This window comes from Streptomyces sp. NPDC048057 (genome assembly GCF_040653095.1).
Classification (GTDB): Bacteria; Actinomycetota; Actinomycetes; order Streptomycetales; family Streptomycetaceae; genus Streptomyces.
Genome location: NZ_JBEZNF010000030.1, coordinates 62,979 through 79,412, shown reverse-complemented (window position 1 = coordinate 79,412; position 16,434 = coordinate 62,979). Strand labels below are relative to the sequence as shown.

The following is a 16,434-nucleotide window of genomic DNA, read 5'->3' as shown; positions in this document are numbered from 1 at the left end:
TGCCGCACCCACTTGTCGTTCGGGTGGGCGGGGGCTCGTCAGTCGACTGCGTCCCACGACGTGGACAGCGCGGTGATGCGGGCGCCGTACTCCATCGCCTCCCGCCACTCCGGGGGCCAGGACGTGTGGCCGTGGTGCGCGCCGGCGAAGGCGCCGGCAAGCGCGGCGACGGAGTCGGAGTCGCCGGAGGAGTGCGCGGCGCGCTGGACCGTCGAGCGCGGGTGGCCGTCGGTGACGAGGAGGCAGTACAGGGCCGTGGCCAGCGCTTCCTCGGCCACCCAGCTCGCCCCCACCGCCTCACAGGGGTCGCGTTCCGCGTCCTTCGCCCGGAGCGCCTGCGCCGCGATGTCCAGGGCGCGCAGGCACTCGTCCCAGCCGAACGCGATGAACGACGCCGGGTCCGGTGCGCCCGCCTTGGCGGCCAGGTCGCCGAGCCAGTCCCCGCGGTAGGTGTTGCGGGACTTCTGTGCGTACGAGCGCAGTTCGGGCAGCAGCTCGTCGAGCGGGCAGCGGTGTGCGAGGAGCCAGGTGGCGTGGCACGTCAGGTCGCTGGCCGCGAGCGCGGTGGGGTGGCCGTGGGTGAGCGCGGCCTGGAGCTGGGCGATGCCCGAGCGCTGGCCGCCGCTCAGGGCGGGGACGAGGGCGACGGGGGTGACGCGCATGTTGGCGCCGCAGCCCTTGGAGTTGATGACGGTGGCGTCCTGCCAGCGCATGCCGCGTTCGAGGTTGGCGCAGGCCCGCAGGCAGGTCTGACCGGGGGCGCGGTCGTTGTCGGGGTCGTGCAGCCAGCTGACGAAGTGCTTGCGCAGGGCCACCTCGACGCCGTACGGGGTGAGGGCGGCGGCGGCTTCGCGCGGCCCCGGTGTACCCGCGCCGGCCGCCACGAGCGCCTCGCCGACCGCGAGCGCCATCTGGGTGTCGTCGGTCACCCGGACCACGTCGCCCGCGGACAGCGGCAGCCCCATCTCCTGCCAGGTGCCGAACGTCGCCGCGATCTGCTGCATGTCGAGGAACTCGGTGGGGTAGCCCATGGCGTCGCCGACGGCGAGGCCGAAGAGGGAGCCGTCGGCCGACTTGCGGACCCGGTCGGTGTTGAAGTGGCCGGCGGACTCGTTCAGCGCCCGCTGGCTCCGGGCCTCGGCGAGGGAGCCCTGGACGATGTGCGTGTACGTCGAGGAGGGCCAGAGCCGGATCAGCTCGGTCACCGTCTGGGACGGGGCGAGTCCGCGGGCCTTGCCCGAGTGGAGCCGCTCCCGCCACTCGCCGCCGCGCGAACCGTCGGACCTGAGGGGCAGCCACCCGGCCGCGTCGTCCCCGTCGTTGAACCACAGGTAGCCGACGAGGGAGTTCTCCGTGTCGGCGACCGCCACGTACTGCACCGGGCCGTCCGTCTTGTGCCGGTAGCGCGGCGGTCCGTCGACGATCCGCTGACCCGATCCGTCGTCCTCGAAGAGGCGGGGATCGGTCGTGATCTGGACGAATCGGGGGCGTCCGGCGTCGCTGCGGTCGGAGTTCACTGCCTCTTCCTCGGGCGTCTGGGCCTGGGGACGGTCCACGTCCTGGTGCAACACATCATACTTTCGGGGGCCTTGGAGCCTCCCTGTCCAGGGCGTCCGTGACCGTGCGGCAGTCCTCCGCGAAGCGGGCGAGGCGCTGCGGGCCGAGGACGTCGACGAAGAGCGCGCGGACGTCCGCCGCGTGTTCGGGGGCGGCGCGGCGGATCGCGGCGCGGCCCGCCTCGGTGAGTTGCACGTCCGGGTAGCGGCCCGTGCGGGAGGGCTCGCGGGTGACCATGCCCCGGCGTTCCATCCGGGTGATGTGGTGGGACAGTCGGCTCTTCTCCCACTGGGTCGCCGCGGCCAGGTCGCTGGGGCACATGCGTCCGTCGGCGGACTCCGAGAGGTTGACCAGGATCTCGTAGTCGGCCGCCGAGAGGTCGAAATCGTGTTGCAGGCGGGAGGCGAGGCGGGCGCTCAGCATGCGCTGCATGTGGAGGTAGGACCGCCAGGCGCGCTGTTCGGCCTCGTTCAGCCAGGGCTCGTCGGACATGGCAACGATCCTAGCCTCTAGTTGACGCATCAACCGAGGGGAAGTAGCGTGGCGATCGCTGAAGTTGATACGTCAACCTATGGCCCAGGGGAGTAACGATGTCCGAAACGAAGAAGACCATTGTCGTCGTCGGGGCGACCGGTTCGCAGGGCGGCGGGCTCGCCCGGGCGATCCTGGCCGACCCGGACGGGCCGTTCGCCCTGCGCGCCCTGACCCGGAACGCGGGCTCGCCCGCCGCCCGCCGCCTGGCCGAGGACGGCGCCGAGGTGGTGGCCGCCGACCTTGACGACGAGGCGTCGGTGCGCGCCGCGTTCGAGGGGGCGTACGGAGCGTTCGTCGTCACCAACTTCTGGGCCCAGCGCCCCGAAGCGGACGTACGGCGCCGCACCGCGGCGCAGATGGAGCTGGAGCAGGCGGGCAACGCCGCCCGGGCCGCGCGGGCCGCCGGGCTCCGGCACGTCATCTGGTCCACCCTGGAGGACACCCGCCCCGCGCTGGGCGGCGACGACCGGGTGCCGGTGCTCGAAGGCGACTACACCGTGCCCCACTTCGACGCCAAGGCCGAGGCGGACCGGCTGTTCACCGCGGAGGGCGTCCCCACCACCTTCCTGCGCACCAGCTTCTTCTACGAGGCGTTCCTGGGCGGCATGGGCCCGGTGCGCGGCGAGGACGGCACGCTCGCGCTCACCCTGCCGATGGCCGACGCCCCGCTCGCCGGGATCGCCTCCGACGACATCGGCCGGACCGCGCTCGGCGTCTTCCGCCACCCGGAGCTGGTCGGCAAGACGGTCAGCATCGCCGGTGCGCACCACACGGGCGCGGAGCTGGCGGAGCTGTTCACGGCGGCGCTGGGCGAGAAGGTCGCCTACCGGGCGGCGAGCTTCGACGAGTACCGCGCGTCCGGTGCGTATGCCGCGGACGAGGTGACGAACATGTTCGCGTACTACGTGAAGGCCGCGGCCACCTTCACCGGCGACCGCGACCTGACCGCCGTACGGGCGCTCAACCCCGGCCTCCAGTCGCTCCCCGAGTGGCTGTCGCAGCACGCCGCGGCGACGGTCCGATGAGTACCGGTGTGCGCTCGGGCGGCCGACGCCCCCTTGCGAGCTGACGCCCGGTACCACCCACCGGCCCGCAGAGGGGAGCTATCCGAAGGGAAGCACCGGGGCTTGGGGCGTTGGGCCCCGCACCGGGGCACAGGGCGCGGGTGCGGTCAGGTCGCGCTGGCCTCGACGATCGAGAGGACCGTGGGGGTGGGGACCACGCGGCGCAGGCGGAGGTCCGCGCGGGCGAAGAGGGACGCGAAGTCCGACTCCGTGCGCTCCCGGCCCGTCAGGGACGCCATCATCATCAGGTCGAGGTCCTTGCCCTGGTGGGGCTCGTTGCCCGACGGGATCACCGCGTCGATCACCAGCACCCGGCCGCCCGGGGACAGCGCGGCCCGACAGTGCCGCAGCACGGTCACGCACTGCTCGTCGTCCCAGTCGTGCAGGATCCGCTTGAGCAGCAGGACGTCCCCGGTCGGCACGGACGCGAAGAAGTCGCCCTCCGCCGTCTCCCACCGGCCCGCCGGGTCCGCGGCGCCCGGCAGGCGCGTGGCGAGGCGGTGGCCGGCGAGCACGTGCGCGCGGTCGTACAGCACGCCGTGCAGCGTGGGGCCGGCCGCCAGCACGTCGGCGAGCAGCCCGCCGTAGCCGCCGCCGACGTCCACCACCCGAGCGGCCTCGGGGAAGTCGTAGGCCGCGGCGATCGGCGCGTTCTCGGCGTCCGACATGGACGCCATGCCCGCGTGGAAGACGGCCGCCGTCGCCTCGTCCCGGGCGAAGTGGTCGAAGAACGGCATCCCGAAGAGCGCGTCGAAGGCCGAGCCGCCGTCCGTCAGGCAGCGGCTCATCTCCCCGGCCGGCCGCCACATCGTGGGGTCCGTCAGCATCAGCACCGCGGAGCGCGCCGAGACCGGGGCGTCGCTGCGCAGCGCGTCCCCGTCCGGCGTGAGCCGGAACCGCCCCAGGTCGTCCTCGGCGAACAGCCCCCGGGTCGCGAGCAGCCGCAGCACCCGGTGCAGCGCCCCCCCGTCCTTGCCGGTCGTCGCCGCCAACTCGGCCGGTGTCCGCGGGCCGTCGGCCAGGTGGTCCGCCACCCCGACGGCCGCCGCGGCGCGCAGCGCCGCCGGGTACAGGAACCCCACCGCCTGGTCCACGAGCAGCGCCGCACTGCGCCGTGCGTCCGCCAGCTCGCCCGTCGTCTTCTCGTCAGCCATGGACACGCCTCCCTGAGGGCCGGTTGGCACCGGCTCGACCGGGGGGACAGCATGCCAGCAGGCGGGAACCGACCGTTCGGTTCCCGCCAGTGGTCGCCGGGGCCCCGGCGGGGGTTTCAGGCGGTCAGAGGGAGGCGATCACGCGGTCCGCGAGTATGTAGACCGTCTCCCCGCCGCAGACGAACGTCAGGGCGTACGCGCCGGAGACGCCGGAGCCGCCCAGCAGCACCGGGGTGTCGCCGTCGCGCAGCGCCTGCGCCAGGCGTTCGGCGGTCTCGCGGTGGCCGGGGGTCAGGCACAGCGTCGTCCCGTCCGCGAAGACGTACACGTCGAGCGTGCCGAGCGGGCCGGGTCGTACGTCGGCGAGTTCGGTACGGGCCTGCGCCAGCTCCTCCAGCCGGGCCACCGTGCGCTCCTGGTCGGTGACGACGGGCGTCTGCACGGGGACGAAGTCCGGGTGCGAGGGGTGCCGGCGGCGGGCGGCGGCCAGTTCGGGGGAGTCCTCGGCGAACTCCGGCGCCTCCGGGAGGTCGGCCATGTCCTCCAGCGCCTCCGTCATGTCGTAGTCGACGGCCTCAAGACCGACGAAGTCGGCCTGGCGCGGCACGTAGAAGGGCAGCTCCTCGCCGGGGACGCCGGGGACGCCGGGTGCGCCGGTGGAGCCGGTGGAGCCGGGCGCGGACGCCCCGCCGACCAGGGGCGCGGGTGCGTCGGCGGCGTCCCGGGCCTCCTGCGCGGCCCAGAAGGCGCGCGCCTCGGCCAGCTCCCGCTCCCGCTCCTCGGCGAGGGCTTCGGCGACGGCCGCGCGTATCTCCGCGGCGGGCGTGGGCCGTGCCGGCGGTACGGAGGCGGCGGCCGGCTGCGCGGCGGAGTGGGCGGCGTGCTCGGCGAGCTCCGCCCTGAGGGCGGTGACCTGCCGGCGGAGCCCGTGGGCGGCGTGCAGGGCGGCGGCGCCCACGACCGTGGCTGCGCCGCAGGTCAGCAGCAGGGCAAGAGACATGGCGCTCACTGACGTACTCCCTGTTTCATCGACACCCCGAATTCCTACCTCAGCTTGCGATGAGGCTGCCCCTGCTGTCAGTGCATTACGTCACGAAGTGGACAGGACTTTTGGCCTAGGGCTGACCCGGGTGGACCGCTGACCTGCGGAAACGATTCTTCGAATTCGGGTCCCCTTTTTCTCCGGTTTTTCTCCGGGGAACCCGGACCCGGAGGTCCGAACGCTAGCTCAGCCGCTCGATCACCATCGCCATGCCCTGGCCGCCACCCACGCACATCGTCTCCAGGCCGAACTGCTTGTCGTGGAACTGGAGCCCGTTGATCAGCGTGCCCGTGATCCGCGCGCCGGTCATGCCGTACGGGTGGCCCACCGCGATCGCCCCGCCGTTGACGTTCAGCTTGTCGAGGTCGACGCCGAGGTCCCGGTACGAGGGGATCACCTGCGCGGCGAACGCCTCGTTGATCTCCACCAGGTCGATGTCGTCGATCGTCAGCCCCGCGCGGGACAGCGCCTGCTGCGACGCCTCCACCGGGCCGTACCCCATGATCTCGGGGGAGAGCGCCGAGACGCCCGTGGACACGATCCGGGCGAGCGGGGTGACGCCCAGCTCCCGTGCCTTGGTGTCGCTCATGATCACCAGTGCGGCGGCGCCGTCGTTCAGCGGGCAGCAGTTGCCCGCGGTGATCAGGCCGTCCGGGCGGAACACCGGCTTCAGCCCCTCGACGCCCTCCAGCGTCACGCCCGCCCGCGGGCCGTCGTCCTTGCTGACGACCGTGCCGTCCGGGGTGGTCACCGGGGTGATCTCGCGCTCCCAGAAGCCGTTGGCGACGGCCGCCTCGGCGAGGTTCTGGGACCGTACGCCGAACTCGTCCATGTCCCGGCGGGTGACGCCCTTGAGCCGGGCCAGGTTCTCCGCGGTCTGCCCCATCGCGATGTACGCGTCGGGCAGCAGGCCGTCCTCGCGCGGGTCGTGCCACGCGTCGACGCCGCCCTCCGCCGTCCTGGCCGTGCGCGCCTGCGCCTCGTCGAAGAGCGGGTTCTTGGTGTCGGGCAGCCCGTCGGACGAGCCCTTCTCGAAGCGGGAGACCATCTCGACGCCGGCCGAGACGAAGACGTCGCCCTCGCCGGCCCTGATCGCGTGCAGCGCCATCCGGGAGGTCTGGAGCGACGACGAACAGTAGCGCGTGACGGTGCAGCCGGGGAGGTGGTCCATCCCCATCTGGACGGCGACGATCCGCCCCAGGTTGTGCCCCTGCTCCCCGCCGGGCAGCCCGCACCCCAGCATCAGGTCGTCGATGTCGCGCGGGTCCAGCTCCGGCACCTTCGCCAGCGCGGCCTGGACGATCGTCGCGGTGAGGTCGTCGGCGCGCAGGCCCTTCAGGGAGCCCTTGAAGGCCCGGCCGATGGGGCTGCGGGCGGCGGAAACGATGACGGCTTCGGGCATCACGGCTCCAGGGAGGGAGGGGGAGGACTCGATGGAAGCTACCGTCAGGTAGGTGCGGGGTCACGGGCGTCGGGGTGTGATGGTCACCTCAATTCTAAGCGCGCGCTCAGAGTTGCGCAGGAGGGCGACGGTTTCTCGGGGGGTGCGGTGGCGCCGTGGAAGTGCGGCGGTGTTGGCGTCCGCGGCCCGGTGGTGGGCAGGTCGCGGTCAGGGGCGTTCCGTCACGGCCGGGGCCGTGCCCCGGGGCGGGTGGTCTTCGAGGTGCTCCGCGCGGATCCGGCGCCGGCGCCGGTGCTTGAGCAGGGCCCACGGGGCGCGCGCCGCCGTGACCTCCGTGCCCGCTTCCCGTACGGCCGTGGCCGCCGCCTGGGCCACCGGGAGCACGTCCTCGTCCCGCGCGGCGTCCAGCCGGTCCGCCTCCGGCCACAGGCCGAGCGCCGCGCACAGCGTGGGCAGGAGCGCCATGGACGCGGTCGCGTACCCCTCCGCCGACGGGTGGTAGTTGTCCACCGAGAACATCTCGCGGGGGTTCGCCGCGAACTCGGGGCCCAGCAGGTCGCCCAGCGAGACCGTGCGTCCGCCCTGCTCCACGGTGACGATCGTCTGGGCCGCGGCGAGCTGCCGGGAGACCCGGCGGGCCAGCCACCGCAGCGGCTGGTACACCGGCTCGATCGTGCCCAGGTCGGGGCAGGTGCCGACGACGACCTCCGCCCCGGCCGTACGCAGCCGGCGCACCGCCGACGACAGGTGCCGCACCGACTCCGTCGGCGGCATCCGGTGCGTGACGTCGTTCGCACCGATCATGATCACGCAGACGTCCGGCAGTCGGGACGTGTCCGACAGCAGCAGCGTCACCTGCCGCTCCAGGTCGTCCGAGCGGGCGCCCGGCAGCGCCACGTTCACCACGTCGACGGGGCGCTCGGCCACCGCCGCCAGGCCGGAGGCCAGCAGCGCCGCCGGCGTCTGGCCCGCGCGCCGCACCCCCTGGCCGGCCGCCGTCGAATCGCCGAGCACGCCGAGGAACAGCGGCTGCGTGCGGCCGAACGCCAGCCCGTACAGCCCGTCGCCCCGCGGGGGCAGCGGCGCCAGGCCGCCGCCCACCGACCTCTTCGCCAGCTGGACCTCGGCGAGCAGCAGCCCCACGGCAGCCACGCCGACCAGGCCGATGCCGCCGCCTCCGTAGGCCGCGCCCGCAGCGATGCGTCGCGCCACTCTCGCTCCCGACACCCGCCACCTCCTGTCGTCAAGAGCTAACTGCCCGGTAACCGCCACCGCCCAATCACGGTCACCTCCGCATACGCTGGAGCGCACCCTCAATCGGTTCAACGCAATCGGTTCAACGCCAGATCCCGGAGAACAATTGTGCGCTTCCACAACTCGATGATCAGTCTTGTCGGCAACACGCCGCTGGTGAAGCTGAACAGCGTGACCGCGGGCATCCAGGCGACCGTCCTGGCCAAGGTCGAGTACTTCAACCCCGGCGGCTCGGTCAAGGACCGCATCGCCCTGCGCATGATCGAGGCGGCGGAGGAGAGCGGCGCCCTCCAGCCCGGTGGCACCATCGTGGAGCCCACCAGCGGGAACACCGGCGTGGGCTTGGCGATCGTGGCCCAGCAAAAGGGCTACAAGTGCATCTTCGTCTGCCCGGACAAGGTGTCCACGGACAAGATCAACGTACTGCGGGCGTACGGCGCCGAGGTCGTCGTCTGCCCCACCGCCGTCGACCCCGAGCACCCGGACTCGTACTACAACGTCTCCGACCGGCTCGTGCAGGAGACCCCGGGGGCGTGGAAGCCGGACCAGTACTCCAACCCGAGCAACCCCCGTTCGCACTACGAGTCCACCGGCCCCGAGCTGTGGGAGCAGACGGACGGCAAGATCACCCACTTCGTCGCCGGGGTGGGCACCGGCGGCACCATCTCCGGCACCGGGCGCTACCTCAAGGAGGTCAGCGACGGCGGGGTCAGAATCGTGGGCGCGGACCCCGAGGGCTCGGTCTACAGCGGCGGCTCCGGCCGGCCGTACCTGGTCGAGGGCGTCGGCGAGGACTTCTGGCCCACCGCGTACGACCGGACGGTGACGGACGAGATCGTCGCCGTCTCCGACAAGGACTCCTTCCAGATGACCCGGCGCCTCGCGAAGGAGGAGGGGCTGCTCGTCGGCGGTTCCTGCGGCATGGCGGTCGTCGCCGCGCTGCGCGTCGCGGAGCGGCTCGGGCCGGACGACGTGGTCGTCGTGCTGCTGCCGGACAGCGGACGCGGCTACCTCTCCAAGATCTTCAACGACGAGTGGATGGCGGACTACGGCTTCCTGGAGGAGGCCGGCCCGTCGGCGTCCGTCGGCGACGTGCTGCGCCACAAGGAGGGCGGCGCCCTCCCCAGCCTGGTGCACATGCACCCGGAGGAGACCGTCGGCGAGGCGATCGAGGTGCTGCGGGAGTACGGGGTGTCGCAGATGCCCATCGTGAAGCCGGGCGCCGGCCACCCGGACGTGATGGCCGCGGAGGTCATCGGCTCGGTGGTGGAGCGGGAGCTGCTGGGCGCCCTCTACGCCGGGGCCGCGGTGCTCGCCGACCCGCTGGAGAAGCACATGAGCCCGCCGCTGCCGCAGGTCGGCTCGGGGGAGCCGGTGTCCGAGCTGATGGCGGTGCTCGGTGCGGCGCAGAGCGCGGCGGACGCGGCGATCGTGCTGGTGGAGGGGAAGCCGACGGGGGTCATCAGCCGGCAGGACCTGCTGTCCTTCCTCGCGGGCAGCGCGAAGTAGCACGACGGACGAGCGGGCTGCCGGTCGGTCGGACCGCCGCGACGGCCCGACCGACCGGCAGTTTTCACATCGCCGCAGCACGGGCTTAACACGGAGCGGGAACAGTGGTGGTCGTCGGCGGGGCGCCTCACGCAGCGGGCGCTTCGACCGGCACCACACCGGCGTCACGGGCTTCGGAGCGGCTCCCGGTCCCGACGGCGCCCGGACGCGGCGGTGCCCGGCCCTCACCGGGCCGCGGTCGCGTCCCACGCGGGGACCGTCGCCGTCCCGACCTCCGGCCGGCGGCCGAAGGTGTGCGGCGGCCCCCGCGTCGTCTCCCCGCGGGATCGCGCCGTGGCGCGCACCCGGTCGTGCGTCGCCCCGTCAGTCCGTCCAGTCGGACTTCTCCTCGCGGTTGCGCTCCCGGCCCAGCCACGGCCAGCCGCGGGCGGCGTGCACCGCGTTCACCCCGACGATGCCGATCCAGGTCACGATCAGGCCCTTCAGCCCGGCGTTGACCACGCCGATCGCGGTGAGGGGCACGGCGAGGATGATCGAGATGATCCCGAAGCCGAACCGCTCGCCGAAGCTGGCGTCGACGGGCAACTGGGGCGGCCTGGCCCCGCGGGCGACCACCATCTGCTGCTCGGCCATCTGACGGCGCACCCGTCGGTCCACCGCACCGTCCACGCGCTGCTCGACCTTCTCCAGGAACGAGTCGACCAGCGCCGACTCGTACTCCTCGCCTAGGTCGCGGCGGGCGTTGAGCGTGGCGTTGAGTTCTTTCCTGAGCTCAGGATCGCGGGCTTCCATGCTTCCGTACGCTACGGCCCCGGCGACCGCGCGTCAGTGGGGGTAGCCCCCGTCTTTCCCCTAGGGAGTGTCCGGAAGCCGCCACCGCGCCTGCCAAGGAAGCGACCTAGCCGCAGCCCCGCCGCTACGCGATGAGGCCCGCCTTCCGCGCCCAGTCGTCCGCGGCGTCCTCCGCGTCCTTCTTGTCCTTGTCGACCTGGCGGTTCAGCTCCGTCAGGTCCTCCGTCGTCAGGGCCGCCCCGAGCGCGGCCAGCGCCCTGCGGACCCGGGAGTCCGCCTTGCGGTCGGCGATCAGCGGGACGACGCGCTGGCCGGGGATGAGGTTCTTCGGATCGCTGAGCACCACCCACCCCTCCTCCTTGATGTCGACGTCCGTGGTGAAGAGGTTCGCCACGTCCACGTCGCCCTTCCTCAGCGCGCTCTTCACCAGCGGTCCGGAGGAGTCCAGCGACGTGAACTCCTTGAACTCCACGCCGTACACCTCCCTCAGCCCGACCACCCCGACGACCCGGGTCTTGACCTCGGGCAGCGCCCCGATCGTCAGCTTGCCGTTGTGCCTGGCGAGGTCGGCGAGCGAGGAGAGGCCGTACTCCCGCGCGGTCTCCCGGGTGACGGCGAAGGCGTCGGAGTTCTCCGCGAGGCCGTACGGCAGCACCTGGAGCCCGGTCGGCAGCGCCATCGCGATCCTGTTCTGCATCTCGCCCTCCTCCGTCGCCCGGGACTTCGCGTCCAGGTGGTGCAGCAGGGCGCCCTGGTACTCGGGCAGCAGGTCGATGTCGCCGCCGCGCACCGCGGGGAAGAGGATCTCGCGGCTGCCGATGTTCGGACGGACCCGCACCTTCACCCCCGCCTCCTCCAGGACCGCGGCGTACAGATGGCCGAGGATCTGGTTCTCGGTGAAGTTGGCGGTGCCGATGGTGATGCCGTCCTTGCTGGACCCGCCGCCGGACAGGTCGCCGCCCTCGCCTTCGAGGGAGGTGATGCCGCCGCTGCACGCGGCCAGGGCGGGGACGGACGCGACGGCGAGCAGCCCGCCCAGCAGGGCGCGGCGGTGGATGGTGGGGTTCCTCGTCATGGGGTGTGGTCCGTCCTTGAGTCCTTGGGAGGGGCGAAGAGGGCGCGTTGGACGCCGGCGAGGGCGAGGTCGAGCACCAGGGCGACGGCCGCGACGAGCACCGCGCCGCCGAGCACCTGCACCAGGTCGCGCTGCGCGAGCCCGTCGAAGACGTACCGGCCGAGCCCGCCGAAGCTGACGTACGCGGCGATGGTGGCGGTCGCCACCACCTGGATCAGCGCCAGCCGCAGCCCGGTCATGATCAGCGGCGCCGCGAGTGGGACTTCCACCCGCAGCAGCACCTGGTGGGCGCGCATGCCCTGGCCGCGGGCGGCGTCGCGGACCTCCGGGTCGACGGCGCGCATCCCGGCGTAGGTGTTGGTGACGATCGACGGGACGGCGAGCGCGACCAGCGAGACGTACACCGGGGTCATGGACAGCCCGCTGGCGAGGAACACGAGCACGATCAGCCCGACGGTCGGCAGCGCCCGCCCGAAGGAGGAGAGGTTGATCGCGAGGAACGCGCCGCGGCCTGTGTGGCCGATCAGCAGCCCGATCGGCAGGGCGATGACCGCGGCGATCACGGTCGCGATCAGCGAGTACTCCAGGTGCTCGGCGAGCCGGTTCGCGATGCCGTCGACGCCGGACCACTGGTCGCCGCTGGTCAGCCAGGAGCCCAGGTCCTTGAGGAGTTCACCCATGTCAGGCCCTCCCGCCCTTCCGGTTCCAGGGGGTGAGCACGTACTGCACGGCCACCAACAGCGCGTCCGCGACCAGCGCGAGCAGCAGGGTCAGGGCCACCCCGGCGACCACGGGCGTCGGGAAGTCGCGTTGGAAGCCGTCCGTGAAGAGTTGCCCGAGGCCGCCGTCGCCGATGTACGTGGCGACGCTGACCAGCGAGATCGACATGACGGTGGCGATCCGCACCCCGGCCATGATCACCGGCAGGGCGAGCGGCAGTTCGACCGTGAGCAGGGTCCGCAGCGGTCGGGTGCCCATGGCGCGCGCGGCCTCCTTCGCCTTCGGGGGCACGGCGTCCAGGCCCTCGACCGTGTTCCGCAACAGGACGACCAGCGTGTAGACGGTCAGACCGACGACGGTGGTGGTGCGGGTCAGCCCCGACACCGGCAGCAGCAGCACGAAGATCGCGATCGAGGGGATGGTGAAGAGGACGTTCGCGAGGCCCAGCAGGACGCCGCGCAGCAGTCGTACGCGGTGGGCGAGCACGGCGAGCGGCAGGGAGATCAGCAGGCCCAGGGCGACGGCGGTGAGCGCCGCCTGGAGGTGGTCCACGCTCAGTTCGGTCAGCTCGGCGGCGTGGTCGCCGATCCAGTCCCAGTCGACGGTCACCGGGTGCCGCCCCGCGGGGCGGTGGGCTCGGCGGCCCCCGTCGCGCCGTCACTGCTGTCGCATCGGTCAGTCCGTGCGGGCGGTACGGCGGCGGGGACGGCCGGATCCGGGGCGCGGGCCGCGGTGGTGTGCGCCTCGCCCGCCCGTGCGTGGATCTCGTCGCGCGAGGTGACCCCGGTCAGCGCACCGGCCGCGTCCACCCGGGCGACCAGCCCGCAGGGCGAGGCGACGGACTCGTTCAGCGCGGAGAGCAGGGAGTCCGTGTCGCGCAGCGGTCGTACGGGACGCAGCGCGGCGTCCTCGGGCGCGTCGCGGTCGCGCCAGCCCACCGGCGTGCGCCCGGGGCCGAGGACCAGCTCCCAGCGACCGCCTTCGGGCACCGGTCCGCTCGCCACGTCCGCCAGCGCGATCAGCGACAGCAGCTTGAGGCCGCGCTCCGCGCCGAGGAAGTCGGCGACGAACGGGTCCGCGGGGCGGGCCAGGAGCTGCGCCGGGGGCGCGTACTGCACCAGTTCGCCGCCGGTGCGGAAGACGGCGATCCGATCGCCCAGCCGTACGGCCTCGTCGATGTCGTGGGTGACGAAGACGATCGTCTTGGCCAACTCCTTCTGGAGTCGGAGCAGCTCGTCCTGGAGCTGGGTGCGCACCACGGGGTCGACCGCGCCGAACGGCTCGTCCATCAGGAGGACGGGCGGGTCCGCGGCCAGCGCCCGGGCGACGCCGACGCGCTGTTGCTGACCGCCGGAGAGCTGGTGCGGATAGCGCTTGGCCGCCTCCGGCGCCAGGCCCACGGTGCCGAGGAGTTCGGCGGCGCGCGCCCGCGCCTTGCGCCGGCCCCAGCCGAGCAGCAGCGGCACGGTCGCGACGTTGTCGAGGACCGTGCGGTGCGGGAAGAGGCCGGACTGCTGGATGACGTAGCCGATGGAGCGCCGCAGCAGGGCCGCGTCCTGGGTGAGGACGTCCTCGCCGCCGACGCGGATGGTGCCGGAGGTGGGCTCGACCAGCCGGTTCACCATGCGCAGGGTGGTGGTCTTGCCGCAGCCGGAGGAGCCGACCAGGACCGTGATCCCTCCCTCCGGCACGTCCAGGGTGAGGTCGCGAACCGCCGTGGTGCCGTTGGGGAAGCGCTTGTGCACTGCTCGGAATTCGATCATCAGTCGTCCCTTGCCCGGCTGCATATGGTCATGCAGAGTTCTGCGTGGCTGAATAATTTGTCGATGTCCCGGCATCGATCGCTCGCACTGGATGCCCGAACGGCGAGACCGACTGTCTGAAGAGGGAGGATTTCGCAGCGATGTCGTCTCGGTTGGCGGACAGGTCGCGTCGTGCAGCCGGCACGACGGAGCCCGCGACTCCCGCGCCTCAAGCACCCGACCCGGCAACTCCCGTACCCAATCCCGCGCCGCCCGCACCCACTCCGACGCACGCATCCGCTGCCTGCGGCATCTCCGACGTCGTCGGCTGCGAGCTGGTCGCCGCGGTCCGGGCGCTGCGCCTGCGCGACCTGCGGCCCGCCCCCGGGCTGCCGGTCGGCCGGGCCTTCGCGCTGGCGGCCGGCGCGCTGGAGGCGGACCCGGCGGACCGCGCGCTGACCGAAGATGTGACTGCGGCGGCGAAGCTGCTCGACGACCTCGCAGGGATCGCCGGGCCCGCGACGCAAGCGCCCACCGGCCCCGGGGCCGGGTCAGACCGCCACGACGAGAACAGGTGACCTACGGCATGACAGACAGCCCCGCCGCGCGGCTGCAACAGCTCTTCGAGGGGCACCGGCTCACCCCCACCCAGCGGCGCATCGCCCACAGCATGGTGCGCCGCGCCGCCGACGTGCCGTTCCTGTCCAGCGTCGAGCTGGCCGAGGTCGCCGGCGTCAGCCAGCCCTCCGTCACCCGCTTCGCCGTCGCCCTCGGCTTCGACGGCTACCCCGCGCTGCGCAAGCACCTGCGGGAGGTCGTGCCCCCCGGCTCCGTACCGGTCGAGGACGCCCTCAACGAGTACCAGCAGGCCGTCCGGGCCGAGATCGACAACCTGCGCCACCTCTCCGACCTGCTCGCCGACCCGGCGCCGGTGCTCCGCGCGGGCACCCTGCTCGCCGCCTCCCGCCCGCTGCCCGTCCTCGGACTGCGCGCCGCCGCGGCGCAGGCCCGCGGCTTCGCGTACTTCGCGGGCAAGGTCCACCCCGACGTCCGGCTGCTGGACGAGGGCGGCACCCTGCTCGCCGACCGCATCGACGACGCCCGGCACGCCGGCGCCACCGCCCTGCTCTGCTTCGCCCTGCCCCGCCACCCCCGCGAGGTGGTGGCCGCCCTCGCGTACGCGCAGGACGCCGGGCTGACCGTCGTCACCGTCGCGGACTCCGCCTTCGCCCCCGTCGCCGGCCACAGCGACCTGCTGCTCCCGGCGGCCGTGGGCACCGGGCTCTCCTTCGACACGGCCTGCGCGCCGATGCTGCTGGGGCGGGTGCTGCTGGAGGCGATGTGCGACGAACTCCCCGAGGCGCAGGCGCGCCTGGAGGAGTTCGACACCAAGGCGGCGGCGCGCGGCCTCTTCGTCGAGTGATTCGGCGATGCCCGTCGGCCGAGTGACGTCGGCCGGCCGATTTCTCAGGCGGCCCTCAGAAAACGTCGCTAACCTCCGCCGGACGGACATCTCAGCGAGGAAGGGGTACGGGCGTGGGGCGCGGGGCTCAGTCGTTGGCGAGGGTGGCGGTGGTCGTACGGGCAGGGGCCGTGCCCCTGTGGTGGCTCGGGCTCTTCGGCGCCGCGGTCGGCGCGCTGGTGCCGGGGCTCACGGGCCGTCGGATCGGACTGCTCGCCGGGGCCGCGCTGTTCATCGTGGCGCTGGCCGTGACCGCGGTCGCCCGGCGGCAGCGCTACGCCCACTTCGCGGAGGCGGCGACCCGGGCCGGGCGCGGCGACATCCTCCAGGACCGCAGGGTGACCCTGCGGATCCGCCGGCGCGCCCTGCGCTGGTGGTTCCTTGCCGCCTTCGTCGTCGCCGTCGTCAGCTCCTTCGCCCTGCCCGGCACGGTCGGGCTGCTGATCGCCGGCGTCGGCGCGGGCCTGTGGCTGAAGGCGCTACGGCTCGGGCGGTTGGAGCGGGACGGCGAGTTCCTGCTGTGGCTGCGGACCGACTGGCTGTCCGGCGGGCCCGTCGGCAAGGCGGTCAAGGGGTTCAGGACCACGGGTGTCGCGGCCGGGGACGCCGCGCCCGGCGGCGCCCGGCGCCGCTGACTCCGTCGGGCTGCAGGGCGGCGCCGTCGACCAGCTTCGCCAGTCGGACGCACGAGGCGCGGGCCTCCCGGTGGAGCCGGTCGACGTCCACCCGCGGACCCGCGGTCAGGGCGAGGGCCGCGGACGGGCCCACCGCGTACGTGGCGACGTAACCCCGCTCGCCGCGCACCAGCACGTCCTGGAACCGGCCGAGACCGGTCGCCTCGCTCAGCCGCACGCAGACGCCGAGCGCGACGACCGCCAGCGCGGCGGCGCACTCGGGGTCGCCGACGTCCGAGCCGAGCACCAGCCCGTCCGTGCTCGCCGCCAGCGCACCGGTGAGCTGCGGCAGGCGCAGCCTCAGCCCCTTCAGTTCGGCGAGCACGTCCTCCTCGGCCGGCATCGACCTCTCCTCCCTGGCGGTGTCCAGGAGGTTACGCAACGTCGCTGCCCTGGCCGAGCGTTGGGGCATTTTCCATCGGAACATGCCCCCGGCCCGGTACAGTTCGCACC

The 16,434-nt window shown here is 73.2% G+C and carries 16 protein-coding genes and 1 pseudogene; 5 read left to right on the top strand and 12 right to left on the bottom strand.

Annotated elements, in window-relative coordinates; genetic code table 11:
- Nucleotides 1-38: 38 nt before the first annotated feature.
- Both AB0E05_RS29650 and AB0E05_RS29645 read right to left on the bottom strand, forming a co-directional pair.
- Entirely contained in the window at nt 39-1,031 is a 993-nt protein-coding gene (locus AB0E05_RS29650; protein ID WP_361969105.1) for an ADP-ribosylglycohydrolase family protein, read from the bottom strand.
- A 541-nt stretch (nt 1,032-1,572) separates the two neighbouring features.
- Nucleotides 1,573-2,049: a MarR family transcriptional regulator gene (locus tag AB0E05_RS29645; protein ID WP_361969035.1), complete on the bottom strand. Its 477-nt coding sequence runs from the start codon at nt 2,047-2,049 to the stop codon at nt 1,573-1,575.
- Between the two features lie 98 nt (nt 2,050-2,147).
- On the opposite strand from AB0E05_RS29645, the gene AB0E05_RS29640 reads away from it, so the two are divergent.
- On the top strand, nt 2,148-3,116 hold the full coding sequence (locus AB0E05_RS29640) for an NmrA/HSCARG family protein (protein WP_361969033.1): 969 nt from the start codon (nt 2,148-2,150) through the stop codon (nt 3,114-3,116).
- Between the two features lie 146 nt (nt 3,117-3,262).
- Here AB0E05_RS29640 and AB0E05_RS29635 read toward each other — a convergent pair whose 3' ends face one another.
- The 4 genes from AB0E05_RS29635 to AB0E05_RS29620 all read right to left on the bottom strand — a co-directional run bounded on the left by AB0E05_RS29635 (nt 3,263) and on the right by AB0E05_RS29620 (nt 7,965).
- Nucleotides 3,263-4,309 carry a methyltransferase gene (locus AB0E05_RS29635; protein ID WP_361969031.1) on the bottom strand — a complete coding sequence of 349 codons (1,047 nt, stop codon included), beginning with the start codon at nt 4,307-4,309 and terminating at the stop codon, nt 3,263-3,265.
- 124 nt (nt 4,310-4,433) lie between these two features.
- The gene (locus tag AB0E05_RS29630) at nt 4,434-5,309 is read right to left on the bottom strand and encodes a hypothetical protein (RefSeq protein WP_361969103.1); all 876 of its coding nucleotides are present in this window, start codon (nt 5,307-5,309) and stop codon (nt 4,434-4,436) included.
- Between the two features lie 223 nt (nt 5,310-5,532).
- Nucleotides 5,533-6,753, bottom strand: coding sequence for an acetyl-CoA C-acetyltransferase (locus AB0E05_RS29625; protein WP_361969029.1), 1,221 nt, complete (start codon nt 6,751-6,753; stop codon nt 5,533-5,535).
- Nucleotides 6,754-6,960: 207 nt separating this feature from the next.
- Entirely contained in the window at nt 6,961-7,965 is a 1,005-nt protein-coding gene (locus tag AB0E05_RS29620; protein ID WP_361969027.1) for an SGNH/GDSL hydrolase family protein, read from the bottom strand.
- Between the two features lie 150 nt (nt 7,966-8,115).
- Between AB0E05_RS29620 and AB0E05_RS29615 the strand changes: the two genes are divergently transcribed.
- Nucleotides 8,116-9,516: a cystathionine beta-synthase gene (locus AB0E05_RS29615; protein ID WP_361969025.1), complete on the top strand. Its 1,401-nt coding sequence runs from the start codon at nt 8,116-8,118 to the stop codon at nt 9,514-9,516.
- Nucleotides 9,517-9,879: 363 nt separating this feature from the next.
- Here AB0E05_RS29615 and AB0E05_RS29610 read toward each other — a convergent pair whose 3' ends face one another.
- From AB0E05_RS29610 to AB0E05_RS29590, 5 genes are all read right to left on the bottom strand, one after another.
- Complete coding sequence (locus tag AB0E05_RS29610; RefSeq protein ID WP_361969023.1) at nt 9,880-10,308, bottom strand: hypothetical protein; 429 nt, start codon at nt 10,306-10,308, stop codon at nt 9,880-9,882.
- A 124-nt stretch (nt 10,309-10,432) separates the two neighbouring features.
- On the bottom strand, nt 10,433-11,383 hold the full coding sequence (locus AB0E05_RS29605) for an ABC transporter substrate-binding protein (RefSeq protein WP_361969021.1): 951 nt from the start codon (nt 11,381-11,383) through the stop codon (nt 10,433-10,435).
- Nucleotides 11,380-12,063, bottom strand: a complete 684-nt coding sequence (locus AB0E05_RS29600) for an ABC transporter permease (RefSeq protein WP_361969019.1) — start codon at nt 12,061-12,063, stop codon at nt 11,380-11,382. Before AB0E05_RS29600 ends, AB0E05_RS29605 begins: the two co-directional genes overlap by 4 nt.
- 1 nt (nt 12,064) lies before the next feature.
- Nucleotides 12,065-12,712 carry an ABC transporter permease gene (locus AB0E05_RS29595; protein ID WP_361969017.1) on the bottom strand — a complete coding sequence of 216 codons (648 nt, stop codon included), beginning with the start codon at nt 12,710-12,712 and terminating at the stop codon, nt 12,065-12,067.
- Nucleotides 12,709-13,866: an ABC transporter ATP-binding protein gene (locus AB0E05_RS29590; RefSeq protein ID WP_361969015.1), complete on the bottom strand. Its 1,158-nt coding sequence runs from the start codon at nt 13,864-13,866 to the stop codon at nt 12,709-12,711. Before AB0E05_RS29590 ends, AB0E05_RS29595 begins: the two co-directional genes overlap by 4 nt.
- A 299-nt stretch (nt 13,867-14,165) precedes the next feature.
- Here AB0E05_RS29590 and AB0E05_RS29585 point away from each other — a divergent pair.
- The 3 genes and pseudogenes from AB0E05_RS29585 to AB0E05_RS29575 all read left to right on the top strand — a co-directional run.
- Nucleotides 14,166-14,423 (top strand): annotated as a pseudogene (locus AB0E05_RS29585) (histidine ammonia-lyase); the annotation flags it as partial.
- 8 nt (nt 14,424-14,431) lie between these two features.
- The gene (locus tag AB0E05_RS29580; RefSeq protein ID WP_361969013.1) at nt 14,432-15,268 is read left to right on the top strand and encodes a MurR/RpiR family transcriptional regulator; all 837 of its coding nucleotides are present in this window, start codon (nt 14,432-14,434) and stop codon (nt 15,266-15,268) included.
- Nucleotides 15,269-15,381: 113 nt separating this feature from the next.
- Entirely contained in the window at nt 15,382-15,942 is a 561-nt protein-coding gene (locus AB0E05_RS29575) for a hypothetical protein (protein WP_361969011.1), read from the top strand.
- Here AB0E05_RS29575 and AB0E05_RS29570 read toward each other — a convergent pair.
- The gene (locus AB0E05_RS29570; RefSeq protein ID WP_361969009.1) at nt 15,884-16,324 is read right to left on the bottom strand and encodes a roadblock/LC7 domain-containing protein; all 441 of its coding nucleotides are present in this window, start codon (nt 16,322-16,324) and stop codon (nt 15,884-15,886) included. The two genes, AB0E05_RS29575 and AB0E05_RS29570, sit on opposite strands and share 59 nt — an antisense overlap.
- Between the last annotated feature and the right edge of the window lie 110 nt (nt 16,325-16,434).